16 protein-coding genes, 7 tRNA genes and 1 pseudogene are annotated in these 21,992 nt (G+C 53.4%); 5 read left to right on the plus strand and 19 right to left on the minus strand.

Going from position 1 to position 21,992, the window contains the following annotated elements:
* Nucleotides 1-54: 54 nt before the first annotated feature.
* Nucleotides 55-1,479, minus strand: coding sequence for a tRNA (N6-isopentenyl adenosine(37)-C2)-methylthiotransferase MiaB (gene miaB, locus ACH0VJ_RS16080; protein ID WP_001519200.1), 1,425 nt, complete (start codon nucleotides 1,477-1,479; stop codon nucleotides 55-57).
* Nucleotides 1,480-1,622: 143 nt separating this feature from the next.
* On the opposite strand from miaB, the gene ubiF reads away from it, so the two are divergent.
* On the plus strand, nucleotides 1,623-2,798 hold the full coding sequence (gene ubiF / locus ACH0VJ_RS16085; RefSeq protein ID WP_000184634.1) for a 3-demethoxyubiquinol 3-hydroxylase: 1,176 nt from the start codon (nucleotides 1,623-1,625) through the stop codon (nucleotides 2,796-2,798).
* A 130-nt stretch (nucleotides 2,799-2,928) separates the two neighbouring features.
* Here the strand turns inward: ubiF and ACH0VJ_RS16090 are convergent.
* From ACH0VJ_RS16090 to nagB, 12 genes are all read right to left on the minus strand, one after another.
* Nucleotides 2,929-3,003 (minus strand) — tRNA-Gln (locus tag ACH0VJ_RS16090).
* A gap of 43 nt (nucleotides 3,004-3,046) precedes the next feature.
* Nucleotides 3,047-3,121, minus strand: a tRNA-Gln gene (locus ACH0VJ_RS16095).
* 46 nt (nucleotides 3,122-3,167) lie between these two features.
* Nucleotides 3,168-3,244: transfer RNA gene (locus ACH0VJ_RS16100), tRNA-Met, on the minus strand.
* Between the two features lie 15 nt (nucleotides 3,245-3,259).
* Nucleotides 3,260-3,334 (minus strand) — tRNA-Gln (locus tag ACH0VJ_RS16105).
* A 35-nt stretch (nucleotides 3,335-3,369) separates the two neighbouring features.
* Nucleotides 3,370-3,444: transfer RNA gene (locus ACH0VJ_RS16110), tRNA-Gln, on the minus strand.
* Nucleotides 3,445-3,467: 23 nt separating this feature from the next.
* Nucleotides 3,468-3,552, minus strand: a tRNA-Leu gene (locus ACH0VJ_RS16115).
* Nucleotides 3,553-3,560: 8 nt separating this feature from the next.
* Nucleotides 3,561-3,637 (minus strand) — tRNA-Met (locus tag ACH0VJ_RS16120).
* 222 nt (nucleotides 3,638-3,859) lie between these two features.
* Nucleotides 3,860-5,524, minus strand: a complete 1,665-nt coding sequence (gene asnB, locus ACH0VJ_RS16125) for an asparagine synthase B (protein WP_079833541.1) — start codon at nucleotides 5,522-5,524, stop codon at nucleotides 3,860-3,862.
* Nucleotides 5,525-5,813: 289 nt separating this feature from the next.
* Nucleotides 5,814-6,566, minus strand: a complete 753-nt coding sequence (nagD, locus tag ACH0VJ_RS16130; RefSeq protein ID WP_000153143.1) for a ribonucleotide monophosphatase NagD — start codon at nucleotides 6,564-6,566, stop codon at nucleotides 5,814-5,816.
* 46 nt (nucleotides 6,567-6,612) lie between these two features.
* Nucleotides 6,613-7,833: a DNA-binding transcriptional regulator NagC gene (gene nagC / locus ACH0VJ_RS16135; RefSeq protein WP_000187578.1), complete on the minus strand. Its 1,221-nt coding sequence runs from the start codon at nucleotides 7,831-7,833 to the stop codon at nucleotides 6,613-6,615.
* Nucleotides 7,834-7,837: 4 nt separating this feature from the next.
* Complete coding sequence (gene nagA / locus ACH0VJ_RS16140; protein WP_000271186.1) at nucleotides 7,838-8,992, minus strand: N-acetylglucosamine-6-phosphate deacetylase; 1,155 nt, start codon at nucleotides 8,990-8,992, stop codon at nucleotides 7,838-7,840.
* Nucleotides 8,993-9,051: 59 nt separating this feature from the next.
* Entirely contained in the window at nucleotides 9,052-9,852 is an 801-nt protein-coding gene (nagB, locus tag ACH0VJ_RS16145; RefSeq protein ID WP_001237059.1) for a glucosamine-6-phosphate deaminase, read from the minus strand.
* A 326-nt stretch (nucleotides 9,853-10,178) separates the two neighbouring features.
* On the opposite strand from nagB, the gene nagE reads away from it, so the two are divergent.
* From nagE to chiQ, 4 genes are all read left to right on the plus strand, one after another.
* Nucleotides 10,179-12,131, plus strand: coding sequence for a PTS N-acetyl glucosamine transporter subunit IIABC (gene nagE / locus ACH0VJ_RS16150; RefSeq protein WP_001023068.1), 1,953 nt, complete (start codon nucleotides 10,179-10,181; stop codon nucleotides 12,129-12,131).
* 210 nt (nucleotides 12,132-12,341) lie between these two features.
* A complete protein-coding gene (gene glnS, locus ACH0VJ_RS16155; protein ID WP_001287181.1) occupies nucleotides 12,342-14,009 on the plus strand; it encodes a glutamine--tRNA ligase in 1,668 nt (555 codons plus the stop codon).
* 451 nt (nucleotides 14,010-14,460) lie between these two features.
* Nucleotides 14,461-15,867, plus strand: coding sequence for a chitoporin (chiP, locus tag ACH0VJ_RS16160; protein WP_001258803.1), 1,407 nt, complete (start codon nucleotides 14,461-14,463; stop codon nucleotides 15,865-15,867).
* 49 nt (nucleotides 15,868-15,916) lie between these two features.
* On the plus strand, nucleotides 15,917-16,249 hold the full coding sequence (gene chiQ / locus ACH0VJ_RS16165) for a ChiQ/YbfN family lipoprotein (protein ID WP_000722258.1): 333 nt from the start codon (nucleotides 15,917-15,919) through the stop codon (nucleotides 16,247-16,249).
* A gap of 48 nt (nucleotides 16,250-16,297) precedes the next feature.
* Here the strand turns inward: chiQ and tcuC are convergent, their stop codons facing one another.
* From tcuC to ACH0VJ_RS16195, 6 genes and pseudogenes are all read right to left on the minus strand, one after another.
* Nucleotides 16,298-17,602, minus strand: a complete 1,305-nt coding sequence (tcuC, locus tag ACH0VJ_RS16170; RefSeq protein WP_000057014.1) for a tricarballylate/proton symporter TcuC — start codon at nucleotides 17,600-17,602, stop codon at nucleotides 16,298-16,300.
* 50 nt (nucleotides 17,603-17,652) lie between these two features.
* On the minus strand, nucleotides 17,653-18,792 hold the full coding sequence (gene tcuB / locus ACH0VJ_RS16175) for a tricarballylate utilization protein TcuB (RefSeq protein ID WP_000811134.1): 1,140 nt from the start codon (nucleotides 18,790-18,792) through the stop codon (nucleotides 17,653-17,655).
* Nucleotides 18,779-20,182 (minus strand): FAD-dependent tricarballylate dehydrogenase TcuA, encoded by a 1,404-nt coding sequence (gene tcuA / locus ACH0VJ_RS16180; RefSeq protein ID WP_000228705.1) that lies wholly within the window; start codon nucleotides 20,180-20,182, stop codon nucleotides 18,779-18,781. The genes tcuB and tcuA overlap by 14 nt, the downstream gene beginning before the upstream one ends.
* Before the next feature lie 97 nt (nucleotides 20,183-20,279).
* Nucleotides 20,280-21,206 (minus strand): tricarballylate utilization LysR family transcriptional regulator TcuR, encoded by a 927-nt coding sequence (gene tcuR / locus ACH0VJ_RS16185; RefSeq protein ID WP_000423371.1) that lies wholly within the window; start codon nucleotides 21,204-21,206, stop codon nucleotides 20,280-20,282.
* Nucleotides 21,207-21,320: 114 nt separating this feature from the next.
* Nucleotides 21,321-21,773 (minus strand): ferric iron uptake transcriptional regulator, encoded by a 453-nt coding sequence (gene fur, locus ACH0VJ_RS16190; protein WP_000131699.1) that lies wholly within the window; start codon nucleotides 21,771-21,773, stop codon nucleotides 21,321-21,323.
* A pseudogene (locus tag ACH0VJ_RS16195) lies at nucleotides 21,766-21,851 on the minus strand (ryhB-regulated fur leader peptide). The gene fur and the pseudogene ACH0VJ_RS16195 overlap by 8 nt, the downstream one beginning before the upstream one ends.
* Nucleotides 21,852-21,992 lie beyond the last annotated feature (141 nt).

Consider the following 21,992-nt stretch of genomic DNA (forward strand, 5'->3'; position numbering starts at 1 on the left):
CCAGGAAGCCCGACAGGCGTAGCGCCATCGGGCATTATTGCCTTTCCTGCAGGATTAAGGCTGGTAGAATCCTACGCCCAGCTCATTTTCTTTACGGGTACGGGCAATGACGGACTCCGGCGTTTCGGCGACGCGCAGACCCATTTCATCTTCGGTACGCACCACTTTTCCGCGCAGGGAGTTCGGATAGACGTCAGTAATTTCCACATCGACAAACTTACCAATCATCTCCGGCGTGCCTTCAAAGTTCACCACCCGATTGTTTTCGGTACGGCCAGACAGTTCCATAATGTTTTTACGTGACGTGCCTTCCACCAGAATGCGCTGTGTCGTGCCGAGCATACGGCGGCTCCATGCCATCGCCTGCTGGTTGATACGCTCTTGCAGAATATACAGACGCTGCTTCTTCTCTTCTTCCGGTACGTCATCAACCATATCGGCAGCCGGCGTTCCCGGACGCGCAGAGAAGATAAAGCTGTAGCTCATATCAAAGTTGACGTCAGCGATAAGCTTCATGGTTTTTTCGAAATCATCGGTAGTTTCGCCTGGGAAACCGACGATAAAGTCAGAGCTTATCTGAATGTCCGGCCGCGCCGCGCGCAGTTTACGGATGATTGCTTTATATTCCAGCGCAGTGTGGGTGCGCCCCATCAGATTCAACACGCGATCGGAACCGCTCTGTACCGGCAGATGCAGGAAACTGACCAGCTCCGGCGTATCGCGGTACACCTCGATAATATCGTCGGTGAACTCAATCGGATGGCTGGTGGTAAAGCGAATACGGTCAATGCCGTCGATGGCGGCAACCAGACGCAGCAGATCGGCAAAGGTACCGGTGGTGCCGTCGTAGTTTTCTCCGCGCCAGGCGTTAACGTTCTGGCCCAGCAGGTTGACCTCACGCACGCCCTGCGCCGCTAGCTGGGCGATTTCGAACAGGATATCGTCTGAGGGACGGCTGACTTCTTCACCGCGGGTATACGGTACCACGCAGTAAGTACAATATTTATTGCAGCCTTCCATGATAGAAACGAAAGCGGTCGGGCCTTCGGCGCGCGGTTCCGGCAAACGGTCGAACTTCTCGATTTCCGGGAAGCTGATATCGACCACCGGGCTGCGGTCGCCACGCACGGAGTTAATCATCTCCGGCAGGCGGTGTAAGGTTTGCGGGCCAAAAATAATGTCGACGTAATGGGCGCGTTGACGAATGTGCTCGCCTTCCTGGGAAGCCACGCAGCCGCCGACGCCGATAATCAGATCGGGATTTTTCTCTTTTAACAGTCTCCAGCGACCTAATTGATGGAAGACTTTTTCCTGAGCCTTCTCGCGGATTGAGCAGGTATTCAACAGCAGCACATCCGCCTCTTCCGCCACGTCGGTCAGTTGATAGCCGTGGGTGGCGTCCAGCAGATCGGCCATCTTCGATGAATCGTACTCGTTCATCTGACAGCCCCAGGTTTTAATATGGAGTTTTTTAGTCATCGACTTGCTCTTGCGAAATAGTGGCTGAAAAGCAGGGCGCATAGTGTAATGCTTTGGCGCGGTTGTGACCAGTATGACTGACGTCAGCCCTAATGGGTAAAAAATCCTGTAAACTTGTCTAAAACGTAACAGGATGAATGACCATGACAAATCAACCAACGGAAATTGCCATTGTCGGCGGGGGAATGGTCGGCGGCGCGCTGGCGCTGGGTCTGGCGCAGCAAGGGTTTACGGTGATGGTAATAGAACATGCCGCGCCTGCGCCGTTTGTGGCGGACAGCCAGCCTGACGTGCGGATTTCGGCCATTAGCGCGGCATCCGTGGCGCTGCTCAAGGGACTGGGCGTTTGGGAGGCGGTGCAGGGGATGCGTAGCCATCCTTATCGGCGACTGGAGACCTGGGAGTGGGAAAACGCCCATGTGGTGTTCGACGCCGCTGAACTCAAGCTGCCGCTGTTAGGCTATATGGTAGAGAACAACGTCCTGCAACAGGCGCTATGGCAGGCGCTGGAAGCGCACCCCGGCGTGACGCTGCGCGTTCCGGCTTCACTGGCGGCATTGCAACGCCGCCACGATGGTTATGCGCTGGAACTGGCCGACGGCGAATGGGTAACGCCGAAGTTAGTGATTGGCGCCGACGGCGCGAATTCGCAGGTTCGGCAAATGGCGGGAATTGGCATTCATGCCTGGCAATATGCGCAGTCGTGTATGCTTATCACCGTCAAGTGTGAAAATGCGCCAGGCGACAGCACCTGGCAGCAGTTTACGCCAACGGGGCCGCGCGCTTTTTTGCCGCTGTTCGACGATTGGGCGTCGCTGGTGTGGTATGACGCTCCGGCACGTATTCGCCAGCTGCAGGGTTTATCGATGACGCAATTGCAGGTGGAAATTAACCAGCACTTTCCGGCGCGTCTGGGGGCGGTGATGCCTGTCGCGGCGGGCGCGTTTCCGCTAACCCGTCGTCACGCGTTGCAGTATGCGCAACCGGGGCTGGCGCTGGTAGGCGACGCGGCGCATACCATTCATCCGCTGGCCGGGCAGGGCGTCAACCTGGGGTATCGGGATGTTGATGCGTTGATTGATGTGCTGGCGAGTGCCCGTAGCTATGGCGAGTCCTGGGCCAGCCATTCGGTGTTGAAACGCTATCAGACGCGGCGCATGGCAGATAATTTTATGATGCAAAGTGGAATGGATCTGTTTTATGCCGGGTTCAGCAATGAACTGCCGCCGCTGCGTATTTTACGCAATATGGGGCTGATGGCGGCGCAGCGCGCAGGCGTGCTAAAACGTCAGGCGCTGAAGTATGCGTTGGGGTTGTAGTTTGTGTTATGCCGGGTGGCGGATACCTTACCCGGCCTGTATTCGCCCGTAGGCCTGATAAGCGTAGCGCCATCAGGCAGTCCGAATTGCCAGAAAAGCAAAAAGCTCGCCGAAGCGAGCTTTTTAAAGGTGGCTGGGGTACGAGGATTCGAACCTCGGAATGCCGGAATCAGAATCCGGTGCCTTACCGCTTGGCGATACCCCAATTGTCGTACTTCTTGCGCTCATTAGCAGAGCGTCTTTAAAACTGGCTGGGGTACGAGGATTCGAACCTCGGAATGCCGGAATCAGAATCCGGTGCCTTACCGCTTGGCGATACCCCAACAAATTATTTTCGAACCGGTCGAATACCTCGACGTGTTCTGAATATGGTGGCTACGACGGGATTCGAACCTGTGACCCCATCATTATGAGTGATGTGCTCTAACCAACTGAGCTACGTAGCCAGATGATTTCTTCGATGGCTGGGGTACCTGGATTCGAACCAGGGAATGCCGGTATCAAAAACCGGTGCCTTACCGCTTGGCGATACCCCAATACCGTCGCGGTGAACCGCAAACTCGAAGAAATATGGCTGGGGTACCTGGATTCGAACCAGGGAATGCCGGTATCAAAAACCGGTGCCTTACCGCTTGGCGATACCCCATCCGTACAACGCTTATCGGTGAATGGTGCGGGAGGCGAGACTTGAACTCGCACACCTTGCGGCGCCAGAACCTAAATCTGGTGCGTCTACCAATTTCGCCACTCCCGCAAAAAAGATGGTGGCTACGACGGGATTCGAACCTGTGACCCCATCATTATGAGTGATGTGCTCTAACCAACTGAGCTACGTAGCCATCTTTTTTTCGCGTTACCTTATCAGCGTTGCGGGGCGCATTATGCGTATTGAGCCTTGAAGCGTCAACCTCTTTTTCATCGAAAAACGTCGGAAAGTGTCTGTTTGGTTAGGTTGCGAACAGCGTGGCGCAATATTCGGCAATTATTGGTTATTAATCGTTTTTCCGAAAGTGGTTTGCTATAAAAAAAGAGCCACTAAGGGCTCTTTCGTCATCGTTAATTTACTGGTACGCCGACTGATGCACGCCGACCGCGCGGCCTGACGGGTCATCCATCGTTTTGAATGCTTCATCCCACTCAATGGCTTTGGCGGAAGAACAGGCCACGGACGGGCCGCCGGGTACGCATTCCGCCGCGCTCGGCACCGGGAACAATTCTTCAAAAATTTCCCGGTACAAGTACGCCTCTTTAGACGACGGCGTGTTGTATGGAAAGCGGAAGCGGGCGGTTTCCAGTTGTTGATCGGAAATCTGTTTCGCCGCCACTTCTTTCAGCGTATCGATCCAGCTGTAGCCTACGCCGTCAGAGAACTGCTCTTTCTGACGCCACGCGACGCTTGCTGGCAGATAAGACTCGAAGCACTCGCGCAGCACGTGTTTTTCCATCTTGCCGTTGCCGCACATTTTATCCTGTGGGTTGATACGCATCGCCACGTCGAGGAATTTTTTATCCAGGAACGGTACGCGCGCTTCCACGCCCCAGGCGGACATCGCTTTGTTGGCGCGGGCGCAGTCATACATATGCAGCGCCTGTAGCTTACGGACCGTCTCTTCATGTAACTCTTTGGCGTTCGGCGCTTTATGGAAGTACAGGTAGCCGCCAAACACCTCATCGGAACCTTCGCCGGAGAGCACCATTTTGATGCCCATCGCTTTGATCTTACGCGACATCAGATACATTGGCGTTGAGGCGCGGATAGTGGTCACGTCATAGGTTTCAATGTGATAGATAACATCACGAATGGCATCAAGGCCTTCCTGCACGGTGAAGTGAATTTCATGGTGCACGGTGCCGAGGTGGTTAGCCACTTCCTGGGCCGCCTTCAGGTCAGGCGAACCTTCCAGACCGACCGCAAAAGAGTGCAACTGTGGCCACCAGGCTTCGGAGCGCTCCTGATCTTCGACGCGACGGGCGGCGAATTTTTTGGTGATTGCCGAAATAACCGACGAGTCCAGACCGCCGGAGAGCAGCACGCCATAGGGCACGTCGGACATCAGGTGGCTTTTCACGGATTCTTCCAGCGCCTGGCGCAGCGCGTTTTTGTCGGTGACGTTGTCTTTTACCGCATCGTAATCGAACCAGTCGCGCTGATAGTACTGACGAATTTCGCCGTCTTTGCTCCACAGGTAGCTGCCCGCCGGGAACTCTTTAATGGTGCGGCAGACCGGGGTCAGCGCTTTCATTTCTGACGCTACGTAGAAGTTGCCGAATTCGTCATAGCCCATATAGAGCGGAATAATACCGATATGGTCACGACCAATCAGATAAGCGTCTTTTTCGCTGTTATACAGGGCGAAGGCGAACATCCCCTGTAAATCGTCAAGGAAATCCGGCCCTTTTTCCTGATATAGCGCGAGAATAACTTCGCAGTCGGAGCCTGTCTGGAACGCGTAACGATCGCCATACTCCGCGCGTAACGTTTGATGGTTATAAATTTCACCGTTCACCGCCAGTACGTGGGTTTTTCTGGCGTTATACAGGGGCTGGGCGCCAGCGTTAACATCAACAATCGACAAGCGTTCATGTGCGAGAATCGCGTTATCGCAAGCGTAGATGCCGGACCAGTCCGGGCCGCGATGGCGCATCAGGCGTGACAGTTCAAGGGCTTTTTTACGCAGTTCCGCTGCATCTGTTTTGATATCGAATACGCCGAAAATAGAACACATAGCCTTCTCCGTTAATCTGTTGCGTCGTACTTTTTGTATTTGCTTGACTAAAAAATGCCGCAAAGGCGTGGAAGGCGCAAGGGGATTACGGTCTGAAAAATGAAAAATGCAATCGTCATTGTTGATTAGTGAAAAATGATTACGTATTGCGCGGATTTATTGATGGATCTTCAGTTTTATCGTGGTTTAATTGAATTATGTTTTTCCTGATGACGTTTCGCTTATCAGGCCTACAATGTTGTTCGAACCGTAGGCCTGAAAGCGGCGCGTCATCGGGTAGGGGACAGGTTTAGATAACGTCTATCTCGGCGACGGAAGGGTAAATCCAGCTTGGGCGGAACGGCATACTGTCAATATCATTGATTGTTGATACGCCTGAAAGCACCAGAATGGTCTCCAGACCGGCCTGGAACCCCGCCAGAATGTCGGTGCGCAGGTTGTCGCCGACGATAACGGTCTCTTCCGAGTGCGCCTGCATTTTGTTTAACGCCGCGCGGATGATCCACGGGCTGGGTTTGCCGACATAAAACGGCTTCCTGCCGGAAATTTTTTCAATGCCTGCGCACAGCGCGCCGCAGGCCGGATAAAAGCCGCGACCGTGAGTATCCGGGTTGGTGGCGATAAAGCGCGCGCCATTGGCGACGAAAAATGCCGCTTTATGCATCATGTCCCAGTTGTAGGAGCGGGTCTCTCCAACGATGACAAAATCAGGGTTCACATCGGTAATAGTAAAACCCGCTTTATAGAGCTCGTGAATGAGCGCGCCTTCGCCCACGACATACGCTTTCTTACCTTCCTGACGGCGCAGAAAATCGGCTGTCGCCATTGCTGACGTATAAAACACGCTGTCCGGCACGTTAACGCCAGCGGTAGCAAAACGGTTCGCCAGATCCTGGCCGGTTTGCGACGGGTAATTGGTCAGCAGCACCAGCGGCAGACCTTTTTCCAGAATCCCCGTCAGAAATTCCGCCGCACCGGGTACGGCTACGTTGTCGTGCATCAGCACGCCGTCGATATCGCAGATTACATTCTTGATGGTCATGAACTACCCAGGGAATTTGTGAATAATCCGATACTATAAGAGCGCATCAACTTTCCAGCAAACGTTGCAGCAATGTTCCGTTGAGCATGGCGCGTTTAACTAAGGCAAATGCGCCGATAGCAGAACGGTGATCCAGCGTGGAGCGTACCACCGGCAAATTTTTGCGAAAGGCCTTTAACGCCTGCGTATTGATACAGCTTTCGATAGCGGGCAACAGGACTTTATCGGCTTCAATGATCTCGCCGGCAATGACGATTTTTTGCGGATTAAACAGGTTGATAGCAATGGCGATCGTTTTGCCCAAATGGCGACCAACATGCTCAATGACTTCCGAGGCCAGGCTGTCGCCCCGGTTTGCCGCCTTACAGATGGTTTTAATCGTGCAGTCGTCAAGCGGAACACGGCTTTGATACCCTTGTTTAAGCAAATTCAGCACCCGTTGTTCAATCGCCGCATTGGCGGCAATGGTTTCCAGACAGCCGAAATTACCGCAGTGGCAGCGCTCGCCCAGCGGCTCCACCTGAATATGCCCAATTTCACCGACGTTGCCGTTACGGCCAATGAAGATGCGTCCGTTGGAGATAATCCCGGCGCCTGTACCACGATGAACGCGCACCAGAATCGAGTCCTCGCAATCCTGACTGGCGCCGAAGTAGTGTTCCGCCAGCGCCAGGCTACGGATATCGTGTCCCACGAAACAGGTAACGTGAAACCGTTTTTCCAGCGCTTCGACCAGTCCCCAGTTTTCAACCTGAATGTGCGGCATGTAACGAATCACGCCGCTTTCCGGATCGACAAGCCCTGGCAGGATCACCGAGATAGCGATCAATTCACGAATTTTACGCTGACAGCTATCAATAAAGACGGCGATGGTGTTGAGCAGCGCATGTTCCAGCGTCTCCTGGGTGCGCTCCGGTAGCGGATAATGCTCCTCAGCGACCACTTTACTGCTCAGATCGTAGAGCGTTAAAGTGGTGTCATGACGGCCCAGGCGAACGCCAATGGCATGGAAGTTACGGGTTTCCGTGACGATAGAGATAGCGCGGCGGCCTCCGGTAGAGGCCTGCTGATCGACTTCTTTGATCAGCCCGCGTTCAATGAGTTGACGCGTAATTTTCGTTACGCTGGCGGGGGCAAGCTGGCTTTGCTCGGCAATTTGTATGCGCGAGATAGGACCATGCTGGTCAATCAGGCGGTAAACGGCCGCGCTGTTAAGCTGTTTTACGAGATCAACGTTACCTATCTGAGCTTGTCCGCCTGGTGTCATATTCTCACTTACTCAAGTCAACGACCTCGTCACCATTAACGATGGTCTTGATAATTTTAAAATCGTGGGTGAACGCGGTCAGGTTGGCGACTTTACCCGGCGCAATGCTACCGAGATGTTTATCAACGCCGATAGCGCGTGCCGGATAGAGCGTTGCCATGCGCAGCACTTCATCCAGCGCGATGCCGCAATGCGCGACCAGGTTGCGTACGCCTTCAATCATGGTTAAGGACGAACCGCTCAACGTACCGTTTTCATCCACACACAGTCCATTGCGGTAGTATATTGTTTTACCTGCGAAAATGAACTGCTCAATATTGGCCCCCGCCGGTGCGGTGGCGTCTGTCACCAGACAAAGTTTGTCGCCTTTCAGGCGTTTGGCATTGCGAATGTTGGCGTAGTCGACATGCAGACCATCGGCGATAACGCCGCAATAAATATCCGCTTCGTCCAGAACAGCGCCAGCAAGGCCCGGCTCACGCCCTGTAATGTACGGCATCGCATTAAACAGGTGAGTCGCAAAGGTAATCCCGGCGCGGAAGCCCGCTTTTGCCTCTTTTAACGTCGCGTTGGAGTGACCTGCGGAAACCACAATGCCCGCATTCGCCAGTTTAGCGATTACGTCGGCAGGCACCATTTCCGGCGCGAGTGTAACTTTGGTGATGACGTCGGCATTATCGCATAAGAAATCGACCAGCGCAGCGTCTGGTTTACGCACGAAATCAGGATTATGGGTGCCTTTTTTTACCAGATTAAGCCAGGGGCCTTCCAGGTGGAGACCCAGCGCCTGGTGCGGATGTTTTTCCAGGTATTCGCGCATGACGCGAATGCCCTGTTTCATCAATTCGTCGCTGGTAGTGATAAGCGTTGGCAGAAAGTTAGTACAGCCCGATTTTTCATTGGCTTTCTGCATAATTTCCAGCGTTTCAACGCTGACGGCTTCTGCGGTATCGTTAAACTGCACGCCGCCGCAGCCGTTTAGCTGCACATCAATAAAACCGGGGGAGAGAATGGCCCCATTCAATGAGCGTTGTTCTATTCCCGGCGGCAGTTCGGCCATCGGACAAACGCGGTCAATCAGGCCATTAGCGACAACAAGCGCATGGTCATCAAGAATTTCGTGACCGGTAAAGATCCGGCCCTGGGTTAAAGCATACATTCCGACCCCCGATATCAAAAATTTACCGCCCCACATTGACTGGCGGGGCGGAGACAACATTACAGACCTTTAATATTTTCTGCTTCTAATTCATTGAAATATTTCAATGTTTTAACTTTAAGTTCCATTGTGGACGGCTCATCGCATACCACAACCGCTTTCGGATGGAGTTGCAGGCAGCTAATGGTCCACATGTGGTTGACGTTGCCTTCAACCGCCGCCTGCAGCGCCTGGGCTTTCTGATGGCCCAGCACCAGAATCATCACTTCTTCCGCATCCAGCAGCGTGCCTACACCTACCGTCAGCGCGTATTTCGGCACCTGGTTTACGTCGCCGTCAAAGAAGCGGGAGTTCGCTACGCGAGTATCATGGGTTAACGTTTTGATACGGGTACGGGAAGCCAGGGAAGACGCCGGTTCGTTAAAGGCGATGTGACCGTCGTTGCCGACGCCGCCCATAAACAGATGGATTTTACCGTAAGAACGAATTTTTTCTTCATATTGACGGCATTCCGCATCGATATCCGGTGCGTTACCGTTGAGAAGATTGATGTTTTCTGCTGGAATATCAACGTGATCGAAAAAGTTACGATGCATAAAGCTGTGGTAGCTTTCCGGGTGCTCTTTCGGCAGGCCAACATATTCGTCCATATTAAAGGTGACCACATGCTTAAAGCTGACCTCGCCCGCTTTGTGCATCTCAACCAGCGCTTTGTACGCCGTTAGCGGCGTGCCGCCGGTAGGCAGTCCAAGGACAAACGGACGATCGGCGGTCGGTTTGAACGCATTAATACGGTTAACGATATGGCGAGCGGCCCATTTGCCAACCTGTTCTGCGGTACTCAGGGGGATCAGTCTCATTCTTCACCTCGATAATCAATGTCAAAATTTGGCGGATCGTATTAAGCGTAACCTGGATATCCAGGGTTCGTGTTCAATCCGTCCTGATTTTTTGAATCATAAAATAAGTTTTCCGTGTTAGCCAGTGGATGGTGGGGGTGATTACGATATTTAGTGATTATAATCACAAAAAACACCCGTTTAATTTGCGAGGCGAATTAATTTTCCACACACTCTGCAGAAGATGATCTCACCGTTCGATTACAGAACATCACGTTTTTAACGTTTGCAGCACAATAAAAAACGGCTTCAAAGAAGCCATATCGGCGTCTCGTAGGGGGAATAAGATGAATATTTTAGGTTTTTTCCAGCGGCTGGGTAGGGCGTTGCAGCTCCCTATCGCCGTGTTGCCGGTGGCAGCGTTGTTGCTGCGATTCGGCCAACCAGATTTGCTGAATATGCCGTTTATCGCGCAAGCGGGCGGGTCTATTTTCGATAACCTGGCGCTGGTTTTCGCTATCGGCGTGGCCTCCAGTTGGTCTAAAGATAGCGCGGGCGCGGCAGCACTGGCGGGAGCCGTGGGTTACTTCGTCATGACCAAAGCGATGGTGACGATTAACCCGGAAATCAACATGGGCGTGCTGGCGGGGATTATTACCGGTCTGGTCGGCGGCGCGGTTTATAATCGTTGGTCTGGTATCAAACTGCCTGATTTTCTCAGTTTCTTCGGTGGAAAACGTTTTGTGCCGATCGCAACGGGCTTTTTCTGTCTGGTGCTGGCCGCTATTTTCGGTTACGTCTGGCCGCCGGTACAGCATGGCATCCATGCGGGCGGTGAATGGATCGTTTCCGCAGGCGCGCTGGGTTCCGGTATCTTTGGCTTCATCAACCGTCTGCTGATCCCCACCGGTCTGCATCAGGTACTGAACACCATCGCCTGGTTCCAGATTGGCGAATTCACCAATGCCGCAGGCACTGTATTCCACGGCGACATCAACCGCTTCTATGCTGGCGACGGCACGGCGGGGATGTTTATGTCCGGCTTCTTCCCGATCATGATGTTTGGCCTGCCGGGCGCCGCTCTGGCGATGTATTTCGCCGCGCCGAAAGAACGTCGTCCGATGGTGGGCGGTATGCTGCTGTCTGTTGCGATCACCGCGTTTCTGACCGGCGTAACCGAGCCGCTGGAATTCCTGTTTATGTTCCTGGCGCCGCTGCTGTACCTCCTGCACGCCATTTTGACCGGTATCAGCCTGTTCGTCGCGACGTTGCTGGGTATCCATGCGGGCTTCTCTTTCTCGGCAGGCGCGATCGACTATGTTCTGATGTATAACCTGCCAGCGGCCAGCAATAACGTCTGGATGTTGCTGGTGATGGGCGTTGTATTCTTTATCATCTACTTCCTGCTGTTCAGCGCGGTTATTCGTATGTTTAACCTGAAAACGCCGGGCCGCGAAGATAAAGTTGATGAGATGGTAACGGAAGAAGCCAACAGCAACACCGAAGAAGGGTTAACGCAACTGGCGACCAGCTATATTGCTGCGGTTGGCGGTACGGACAACCTGAAAGCGATCGATGCGTGTATTACCCGTCTGCGCCTGACCGTGAACGACTCTGCTCGCGTCAACGATGCGGCCTGCAAACGCCTCGGCGCTTCCGGCGTGGTGAAACTGAACAAACAGACCATTCAGGTTATTGTCGGCGCGAAAGCGGAATCGATTGGCGATGAAATGAAGAAAGTGGTGGCGCGGGGGCCGGTCGCGGCAGCGTCTGCTGATGCGGCTCACGTTGCGACACCTGCTCCGGCGGCCAAACCCCAGGCGGTGCCGAATGCGGTGACTATCGCTGAACTGGTCTCTCCGATTACCGGTGAGGTAGTGGCGCTGGATCAGGTACCGGATGAAGCGTTTGCCAGCAAAGCGGTCGGCGACGGCGTGGCGGTGAAACCCACCGATAAAACCGTGGTTTCTCCGGCGGCGGGTACTATCGTGAAAATCTTCAACACTAACCACGCGTTCTGTCTGGAAACCGAAAAAGGCGCGGAGATCGTTGTCCATATGGGTATCGATACCGTCGCGCTGAACGGTCAGGGCTTTAAGCGTCTGGTAGAAGAGGGTGCGGAAGTCACGGCGGGTCAGCCGGTGCTGGAACTGGATCTGGACTTCCTGAATGCCAATGCGCGTTCCATGATAAGCCCGGTTGTTTGCAGCAACAGCGATGACTTCAGCGCTCTGGTCATCAAAGCGGATGGTCACGTGGTAGCGGGTAAAACGCCACTGTACGAGATCAAGAGCAAATAATCGCTTCCTGGCCGGATAAGGCGTAAGACGCCATCCGGCGATATCACAGGAAACATAAGCGGCAGAGGGAAACCTTCGCCGCTTTTTTTTACCGCAATTAGCCCCAATATTTTCTGCAAAGCCACTTTTTAAGTAACTAAAGGTTGTCAGTCTGTCCGGCTTATAAGATCATATGCCGTTATACGTTGTTTACGCTTTGAGGAATCCACGATGAGTGAGGCTGAAGCCCGCCCGACTAACTTTATTCGTCAGATTATTGATGAAGATCTGGCGAGTGGTAAACATACCACTGTCCATACCCGTTTTCCGCCGGAGCCGAATGGCTATCTGCACATCGGCCACGCGAAATCTATCTGCCTGAACTTTGGCATCGCGCAAGATTATCAGGGCCAGTGCAACCTGCGTTTCGATGACACCAACCCGGTAAAAGAAGATATCGAGTACGTTGATTCGATCAAAAACGACGTCGAGTGGTTAGGCTTTCACTGGTCTGGCGATATTCGCTACTCCTCCGATTACTTTGACCAACTGCACGCCTATGCGGTCGAGCTGATCAATAAAGGCCTAGCCTACGTTGATGAGCTGACGCCGGAGCAGATCCGTGAATACCGCGGTACGCTGACCGCGCCGGGTAAAAACAGCCCGTTCCGCGATCGCAGCGTGGAAGAGAACCTCGCGCTATTTGAAAAAATGCGTACCGGCGGTTTTGAAGAGGGTAAAGCCTGTCTGCGCGCTAAAATCGACATGGCGTCGCCGTTTATCGTGATGCGCGATCCGGTGCTGTATCGCATTAAATTCGCCGAGCATCATCAGACTGGCAACAAGTGGTGCATCTATCCGATGTACGACTTTACTCATTGCATCAGCGATGCGCTGGAAGGCATTACTCATTCTCTGTGTACGCTGGAGTTCCAGGATAACCGTCGTCTGTACGACTGGGTGCTGGACAACATCACCATTCCGGTTCACCCGCGCCAGTACGAATTCTCGCGGCTGAATCTGGAATACACCGTGATGTCCAAGCGTAAGCTGAACCTGCTGGTGACCGACAAACACGTCGAAGGCTGGGATGATCCGCGTATGCCGACTATTTCCGGTCTGCGCCGTCGCGGCTATACCGCGGCTTCTATTCGTGAGTTCTGCAAACGCATCGGCGTCACCAAGCAGGACAACACCATTGAGATGGCGTCGCTGGAATCCTGCATTCGCGAAGATCTGAACGAAAACGCGCCGCGCGCGATGGCGGTAATCGATCCGGTAAAACTGGTTATCGAAAACTACCCGCAGGGCGAGAGCGAAATGGTTACCATGCCTAACCATCCGAATAAACCGGAGATGGGCAGCCGTGAAGTGCCGTTTAGCGGTGAGATCTGGATCGATCGCGCAGATTTCCGCGAAGAAGCGAACAAGCAGTACAAGCGTCTGGTGATGGGCAAAGAAGTGCGTCTGCGTAATGCCTACGTCATTAAAGCGGAGCGCGTAGAGAAGGATGCCGAAGGGAATATCACCACCATCTTCTGTACCTATGATGCCGATACGCTGAGTAAAGATCCGGCTGACGGGCGTAAAGTGAAAGGCGTAATCCACTGGGTTAGCGCAGCACATGCGCTGCCGATTGAAATTCGTCTCTACGACCGTCTGTTCAGCGTGCCGAATCCGGGCGCCGCGGAGGACTTCCTGTCTGTTATCAACCCCGAATCATTAGTGATTAAGCAGGGGTATGGCGAGCCGTCGCTGAAAGCGGCGGTAGCAGGAAAAGCTTTCCAGTTTGAACGTGAAGGCTACTTCTGCCTCGACAGCCGCTATGCAACGGCCGATAAGCTGGTCTTTAACCGCACCGTGGGCCTGCGTGATACCTGGGCGAAAGCGGGCGAGTAAGCACTGCGCCAACAGGCGAATGCTGTAAAAATACCTTGTCAACGCCGCGTTCTGCGGCGTTTTTTCTCTGCATTTCTAAGTCGATTCTCTTTTTTGCGAGGCGAATTAATTATTCTCTGAAAATTATTGATCTGATAAATGATTATTAATCTAAATGTTATAAGCGTCAGGTCAACAGGAGACAATTATTTTCATGCCTATGGAAAACAAGTCAATTTTCTTTCTGGCGGTCTGCTTCCCCCACCAGCAGTCGAATGTAACAGAAAGCAATTAAATATGTGCGGTTGCTCATATTATTACATACTGGTTACAGAAAGAGATTGATAATTCGCATCGCGAAAAATAGTCTATTTAACGTAGTAAATGAGGTTTCTCAGCGCTACTTTTTATTTTTATTTTTTCGCTGTTCGCTTTTGTCGGCAGCAATTTATACGTCAAAGAGGATTAACTTATGCGTACGTTTAGTGGCAAACGTAGTACGCTGGCTCTGGCTATCGCCGGTATCACAGCAATGTCGGGGTGGATCGTTGTTCCGCAGGCGCAAGCCTCCGGCTTTTTCGACGACTCCACGTTAACGGGCGGCATCTATTATTGGCAGCGTGAACGCGATCGCAAAGATGTGACCGACGGCGACAAATATAAAACTAACCTTTCTCATGCGACCTGGAACGCTAACCTGGATTTTCAGTCTGGTTACGCTGCGGATATGTTCGGTCTGGATATCGCGGCGTTTACCGCGATTGAAATGGCAGAAAACGGCGACAGCGGTCATCCAAACGAAATTGCCTTCTCGAAAAAGAATAAAGGCTACGACGAAGACTATTCCGGCGATAAGAGCGGTATCAGTCTTTATAAAGCCGCAGCGAAATTTAAATATGGCCCGGTCTGGGCGCGCGCCGGTTATATTCAGCCTACCGGTCAGACGCTGTTAGCGCCGCACTGGAGTTTTATGCCGGGTACCTATCAGGGTGCGGAAGCTGGCGCCAGTTTTGACTATGGCGATGCGGGCGCGTTAAGTTTTTCCTACATGTGGACTAACGAATATAAAGCGCCGTGGCATACCGAAATGGATAAGTTTTATCAGGCGGATAAAAAAACCAATGTAGATTATCTCCACTCCATCGGCGCGAAGTACGACTTCAAAAATGATCTGGTGCTGGAAGCGGCGTTTGGTCAGTCCGAAGGCTATGTCGATCAATATTTCGCGAAGGCCAGCTATAAATTTGATTTAGGCGGCAATCCGTTCACCACCAGTTACCAGTTCTACGGCGCGCGCGACAAAGTAGACGATCGCAGCGTGAATGATATTTACGACGGTACGGCCTGGCTGCAGGCGTTGACCTTCGGCTACAAAGTCGCGGAAGTGGTTGACCTGCGTCTGGAAGGCACCTGGGTGAAAGCGGACGGTCAGCAGGGCTATTTTCTGCAACGTATGACGCCAACCTACGCCTCTTCAAACGGTCGTCTGGATATCTGGTGGGATAACCGCTCCGACTTTAACGCTAACGGTGAAAAGGCGGTTTTCTTCGGCGCGATGTATGACCTGAAAAACTGGAATCTGCCGGGCTGGGCTGTGGGCGCGTCTTACGTTTACGCCTGGGATGCCAAACCGGCAACCTGGCAAAGTAACCCGGATGCTTACTACGACAAAAACCGCACTATCGAAGAGTCCTCATACAGTCTGGATGCGGTTTATACCCTGCAGGAGGGGCGTGCCAAAGGCACCATGTTCAAGCTGCACTTCACCGAATATGACAACCACTCCAATATTCCAAGCTGGGGCGGTGGTTACGGCAACATCTTCCAGGATGAGCGTGACGTGAAATTTATTGTTATTGCGCCATTCACTATTTTCTGATGTCAGATGCGGCAGGCTGCCGGTCTGCCGCGCTGTTGAGGAACGACCTATGAAAAAAATTTTACTCATCGCCAGCATGACCGCCGGTTTGACGGCCTGCGCGTCATCACCCGCGCCGGAAGAAGATAGTCGGCTGAAAGAGGCGTACAGCGCCTGTATCAATACCGCACAGGGCTCGCCTGAGAAGATAGAGGCCTGCCAAAGCGTACTGAATGTCCTTAAAAAAGACCGCAAACATCAGCAATTTGCTAACGAAGAAAGCGTGCGGGTACTGGACTATCAGCAGTGCATTCAGGCGACGCGCACGGGTAACGATCAGGCGGTCAAGGCTGACTGCGATAAGGTCTGGCAGGAAATTCGCAGTCATAATAACGTGCAATAAAACCCTGCCTTGCCACCCACGGGCGAATGTTTTCCGCCCGTGGTTTTTTCAGGCTTTATTTTCTGCCGCGATATAGCCGCGACTCAGACGTACAAACAGCATCGCCGTCGCGGCAAGTCCACATAACGCTGCGCACATCAGCCACCAGCCGGGCGAGCTTTTATCGCCGGTTAACTTTACCAGCGCGGTAGAGATGGCCGGCGTCAGGCCGCCAAAAATCGCCGTCGCCAGGCTAAAGGCCAGCGAGAAACCAACGGTACGCACATAGACTGGCATCACTTCGGTTAACGCCGCGACCATTGCGCCGTTATACATGCCAAAAAAGAAAGAGAACCACAGCAGTACCAGCGTCATGCGGGTAAAGTCGGGCGCGGCGGTCAGCCACTGCATGACGGGCCAGGTGGTGATCAGCGCCAGCAACGTAATGCCCATTAACACGGCGCGACGGCCAATCCGGTCGGAAATCGCGCCGCCAATGGGTAACCAGATAAAATTGGACACCCCCACTAACATGGTGACGATCAAACTGTCCCGCGCGCTGAGATTAAGCACGGTTCTGCCATAGGTCGGCGTATAAACGGTGATAAAATAAAACGTTGTGGTGGTCATCGCCACCAGCAGCGTTCCGGCCGTAATAATGCGCCAGTTTTTGGCGATAGTTGCAAAAATTTCCCTGGTGTCGGGGCGATGCTTGCGTTGTAAAAACGCTTCTGTTTCTTGTAATGAACGACGTAAAACAAAAATCAGCGGAATGATCATACAGCCGATAAAGAACGGAATTCGCCAGCCCCACTCCGATATCGCGTCGTGTCCCAGCGTGATATTCAGGCTATAACCAATCAACGCGGCAACAACGATCGCGACCTGCTGACTGGCGGATTGCCAGCTGGTATAAAACCCTTTATTGCCTGGCGTTGCGATTTCGGACAGATAGACCGAGACGCCGCCTAACTCAACGCCCGCAGAAAATCCTTGTAATAACCGGCCCAACAGCACCAACGCAGGCGCTGCCAGGCCGATCGTTTGGTAGCCGGGGACGAGGGCGATGAGCAACGTACCGCAGCCCATAATCGCCAGTGTCACCATCAGCCCTTTACGGCGTCCGATTCTGTCAATATAGGCGCCAAGCACAATCGCGCCGACGGGGCGCATTAAAAAACCGGAGCCAAAGACGGCAAAGGTCAACATTAATGAGGCAAATTCGCTTTCCGCCGGAAAAAACGTTCTGGCGATATAGGTGGCGTAAAATCCGAACAAGAAAAAATCAAACTGTTCAAGAAAATTGCCGCTTGTCACGCGCAGTATTGCGCCGAACGTGCCGGCGCGCGATGTTGCAGGTGTGTGTTGTGCCATAGGGTTTGCTCTCCACTGTCTTTATTGTTTTATGGGTAAGATGTTGCGGGTCAGTTGCCTGTATCCCCCGCATGTTTTCCGCGTCGCTTCTCAACTGCCCATTTGAGTAAGGCCGCGCAGCGGAAAAATCCGTGGGCGAATTTTCCGTAGGGAAGGGTGAGAAAGAGCGCCATCACCACGCCTAAATGGAGCGCCAGCAGTATGCCCATTCCGCTGGTGTCTCTGCCTGCCAGCAGCGCCAGCCCGGTCAGACTGGTTAAGAACAGCAGCAGAATAAAGCCGCGATCCATGGGTTTCTGGCGCGCATCGCCATGTAACGGCGACCGCCGCAGATTGAGCCACAGTAGCCCGGCCGGGCCGATAAGCAGACCGATACCGCCCAGCGTGCCGAGCATGACCGGCAGGCTAAAAAACGGGTAGGGCGCTTCCCAACCGGCGACGTAGTGATAGCCCGTCGCCACGACCGTGGCGGCAAAACAGAGCATAAAACCGTAAAAGGTAAAGTGATGAAAGCGACGGCGCAGCAGCGTGAACGCATCGTCCGCTTCGTTACAGCCTTTGCCGTGACCGCCGTCGAGATATTTCAGCGTTAACGCATTGTGCGACGCTTCCGCAATCTCTGCCGAACGCGGTACGCCCGGCGAGATCTCACGCCAGAAGCGAATTACGCCCGCCATAAGCAAACCGATTGCCAGCACAAAAACTGAGCCAAACATCCATGCCAGCAGGCTATGCGGAAAAATTTGATAGAAGTCACCGGCCAGCGGCGGATGAATCAGCGACCCTTTCAGCGCCATCGCCAGTAATAAAAAGAGCGTCAGACCGACTATCAGCGCCAGCGCGACGGTGATCCCCGCCCGACGGTATAACGCGCCAAAAGCGGCGGGCTGGGCATACTGTTGATACGTCTCCAGGCGGGCTTGCGCCATCGCTTTCGGCACGTTAATGGCAAATTCATGGGGCGGCGCGTACTGGCACGCGTGCAGGCAGGCGCCGCAGTTATGACATAAATTCGCCAGATAATGAATATCGGCTTTACCGAACTCGAGCCGCTGGGTCATCGCCGGAAATACCGCGCAAAAACCTTCGCAGTAGCGACACGCGTTACACACTTGCATGACGCGTTCGACCTCGGCTTCCGGTTCGGTAAGCACGGTGGCCTCAATGATTAATTTTTCAAGCTGTTTCATGCTGCGCCTCCTTGTGCGCCGCGCGGGCGGCTTCTATTCCCGCAATGCGGCCAAAGGTTGTGCCGATAGACATGCCTACGCCTGCGGTATACCCCTTGCCCAGAACATTTCCTGCCATCATCTCGCCGGCAACAAACAGGTTACGGCTTGGATGACCGGCAAAATGCACCGCGGCACGTTCATTGACTTTCAGACCCAGGTAGGTAAACGTGATGCCGGGTCGCAGCGCATAACCGTAGTAGGGCGGCGCATCAAGCGGGCGCGCCCAGTGGGTTTTCGCCGGCGTCAGGTTTTTGGTGGCGCAGTCATCAAGCAAGGTATGATCAAAATGACCGGGTTGGCAGGCCTGGTTATACTGCGTGACGGTATGGGTAAATTTTTCCGCGTCCAGCCCCAACTGGCAGGCCAGTTCAGCCAGCGTATTGGCCTGCGCGCCAGGAAAAACCGGCGGCATAAAGTGGCCGATGGCTTTACTGTCAATAATCGAATAGCCAATTTGTCCTGGCTGTTGAGCCACCAGCCGCCCCCAAATGGCGTAACGTTTCGGCCAGAAATCTTCGCCTTCATCATAAAAACGTTCGGCGTCGCGATTCACGACAATACCCAGCGATACGCAATCCACGCGAGTACAAATACCGCCGTCGTACAGCGGCGCCCTGGCATCAATCGCTACGCAGTGCGACTGGGACGGATCGCCAATGATATCCGCGCCGGCATCCATCATAAATTTGAGTAATACGCCCTGGTTAAAACGCGTGCCGCGAATCAGAAAATTATCCGCGGGCCATTCGCCGCGGGCGTTTTCTCCCCAGGCCTCCCGCAGCCATTCACGGTTTGATTCGAAACCGCCAGCCGCTAATACGCAGGCTTTGGCGGTAATCCGTTCGCTACCCGCCAGCGCTGCCACGAATTCGCCGTCATGAAGTTCAAGCGCGTGAACCGGCGTGTTATAGCGAATCTGTACGCCCAGCCGTTCGGCGCTACGGTAATAGGCATTGACGAGCGCTTTCCCGCCGCCCATAAAAAACGCATTGGTGCGCGCAACGTGGAGCGCCCCAGATAGCGGCGGTTGAAAGTTAACGCCATGTTTGCGCATCCAGTCGCGGCATTGCGAAGAGGTGCGAATGACCAGCCGCGCCAGCGCCTCGTTGGTGTTGCCGTCGGTGACTCGCCACAGATCCTGCCAGAATTCCTCTTCAGGATAGCTTTCTACCAGCACATCCTGCGGCGCATCATGCATACAGCGCAGGTTTCGTGTGTGCTGAGAATTTCCGCCGCGCCATTCTCGCGGGGCAGCCTCCAGCAGCAGAACCGATGCGCCCGCTTCCCGTGCGGTCAGGGCGGCGCATAATGCGGCATTGCCTCCGCCTATCACCAGTACATCAACCATCTTATACTCCCGTACCATTTAACTATTTGTTAAATTTGTAATTGAAATGTATACGGATAAATAAGCGGCGCGCTATCAGGTAGCGCTAAACAGGGGTTTAGTAAGCGTAAAGGGTTGCGCCTGGCCATTCACCGGCGTCGACTAACTGACGCATAACTTTGGTAAGGACTACTCTGGCGGCAAGGCCGGCGGGCGTCAGTTCATCATCCGACAGGCTGACTAAAAAATTGGGGCGGCTGAGTACCGGATTATGGACGCCGATCACGCGTAGCGCGTCGTTATCCAGATGAGAAATCGCCGCGCCGGGCTGCAACGTGGCGCCAAGACCGTCGCGCACGGCGCGCATCAACAACGCCAGACCGTCAATTTCCGCGACGATCTCAACGTTAAGCGCATGTTCCTGGCAGACAGCGTCCAGCCTGCCGCGCAGCCCATGTCCCTGGCTTGGCATAATGAGCGGAATGCCTGCCAGTTGTTCAGGTGTGATCGGGTTATCAGGAAGCGCCGCCAGCAGGGCATGGGAGCCAATCAGAAAAAGCTGTTCTTCAAGGATCGGTCTGGCGCTCCAGCGCAGGATTTTATCTTTTTGAAAGACAACGGCTAAATCAATCTGGCGGGTATTGATCATTCTTTCCAGATTACCGGACAAGCTTTCCACCACATGCAGTCGGACATCGGCATAGTTTTCCTGCATGGCATGGATAAACGGTATACCCAGTATGGAGGCGGTACTGGGGGCCATTCCTACGCTCACATGACCGGAAAGGCGCGCTTCTCTGGCGGCGAGAATCGCGTCGTCGGCATGACGCAGGGCGAGTTGCGCCTGTGAATAAAAGGCCAGCCCGGCGTTGGTTGGCGTTACGCCGCGCGAGGTGCGCTGCAGCAGACGGATAGCAAGCTCGTTTTCCAGACGGGACATCTGTTGACTTAAGGCTGAAACGCCAATATCAAGATCCTGTGCGGCGCTGCCCATACTGCCGGTTTCAATAATACGCACGAAATAGCGTAACTGGCGAAGCTCCATTCCTGCTCTCCTGAGATGCGATAGCGTTTTTTACATTAAATCAACATCAAGCGGCAGGAAAGGGGAGGATATAAAAAAGCCAACCGGGCGGTTGGCTCTTCGAAAGATTTACACTTATTTAGTCGCGTCATCGTGCGCGTGCTCGTCTTCGCGGCAGTCGCCTTCAGCGCAGTGGCCGTAAAGATAGAGGCTGTGATTAGTTAAACGAATACCGTGTTTCGCCGCAATTTCACGCTGGCGCGCTTCAATAGAGTCATCACTAAATTCAATCACTTTTCCGCAATCAAGGCAGATAAGATGGTCGTGATGATGCTGTTGCGTCAGTTCAAAAACGGATTTACCGCCTTCAAAATTATGGCGGGTCACGATACCGGCATCGTCAAACTGGTTCAGCACACGGTATACGGTTGCCAGACCGATTTCTTCACCCATGTCGATCAGGCGTTTGTATAAATCTTCCGCACTGACGTGATGGTTATCTGGTTCCTGAAGAACTTCCAGAATTTTTAAACGAGGAAGCGTTACTTTCAGGCCAGCCTTCTTTAATGCGGTATTGTTGTCAGTCATGCGGAATCTGTCCTGTTGCTAAACGATTCACTTCATTAGAGAAGTGACAGAAATTGCACTCAAGATAATGCGTATCATTATAGGACTGCCATGCCGAAATGAAAACCGCAAGTCTCTCGCAGATGTTAATAAAACTGTGGTTTTGCCTGCAAATTCTGGCGCCACCTGATTACACCCGGACATTGTACAGGGATGGGTGCGAAAGTTACAAATTTGTAG

Source organism: Salmonella sp. 2020_1459 (genome assembly GCF_043847915.1).
GTDB classification, from domain to species: Bacteria; Pseudomonadota; Gammaproteobacteria; order Enterobacterales; family Enterobacteriaceae; genus Salmonella; species Salmonella enterica.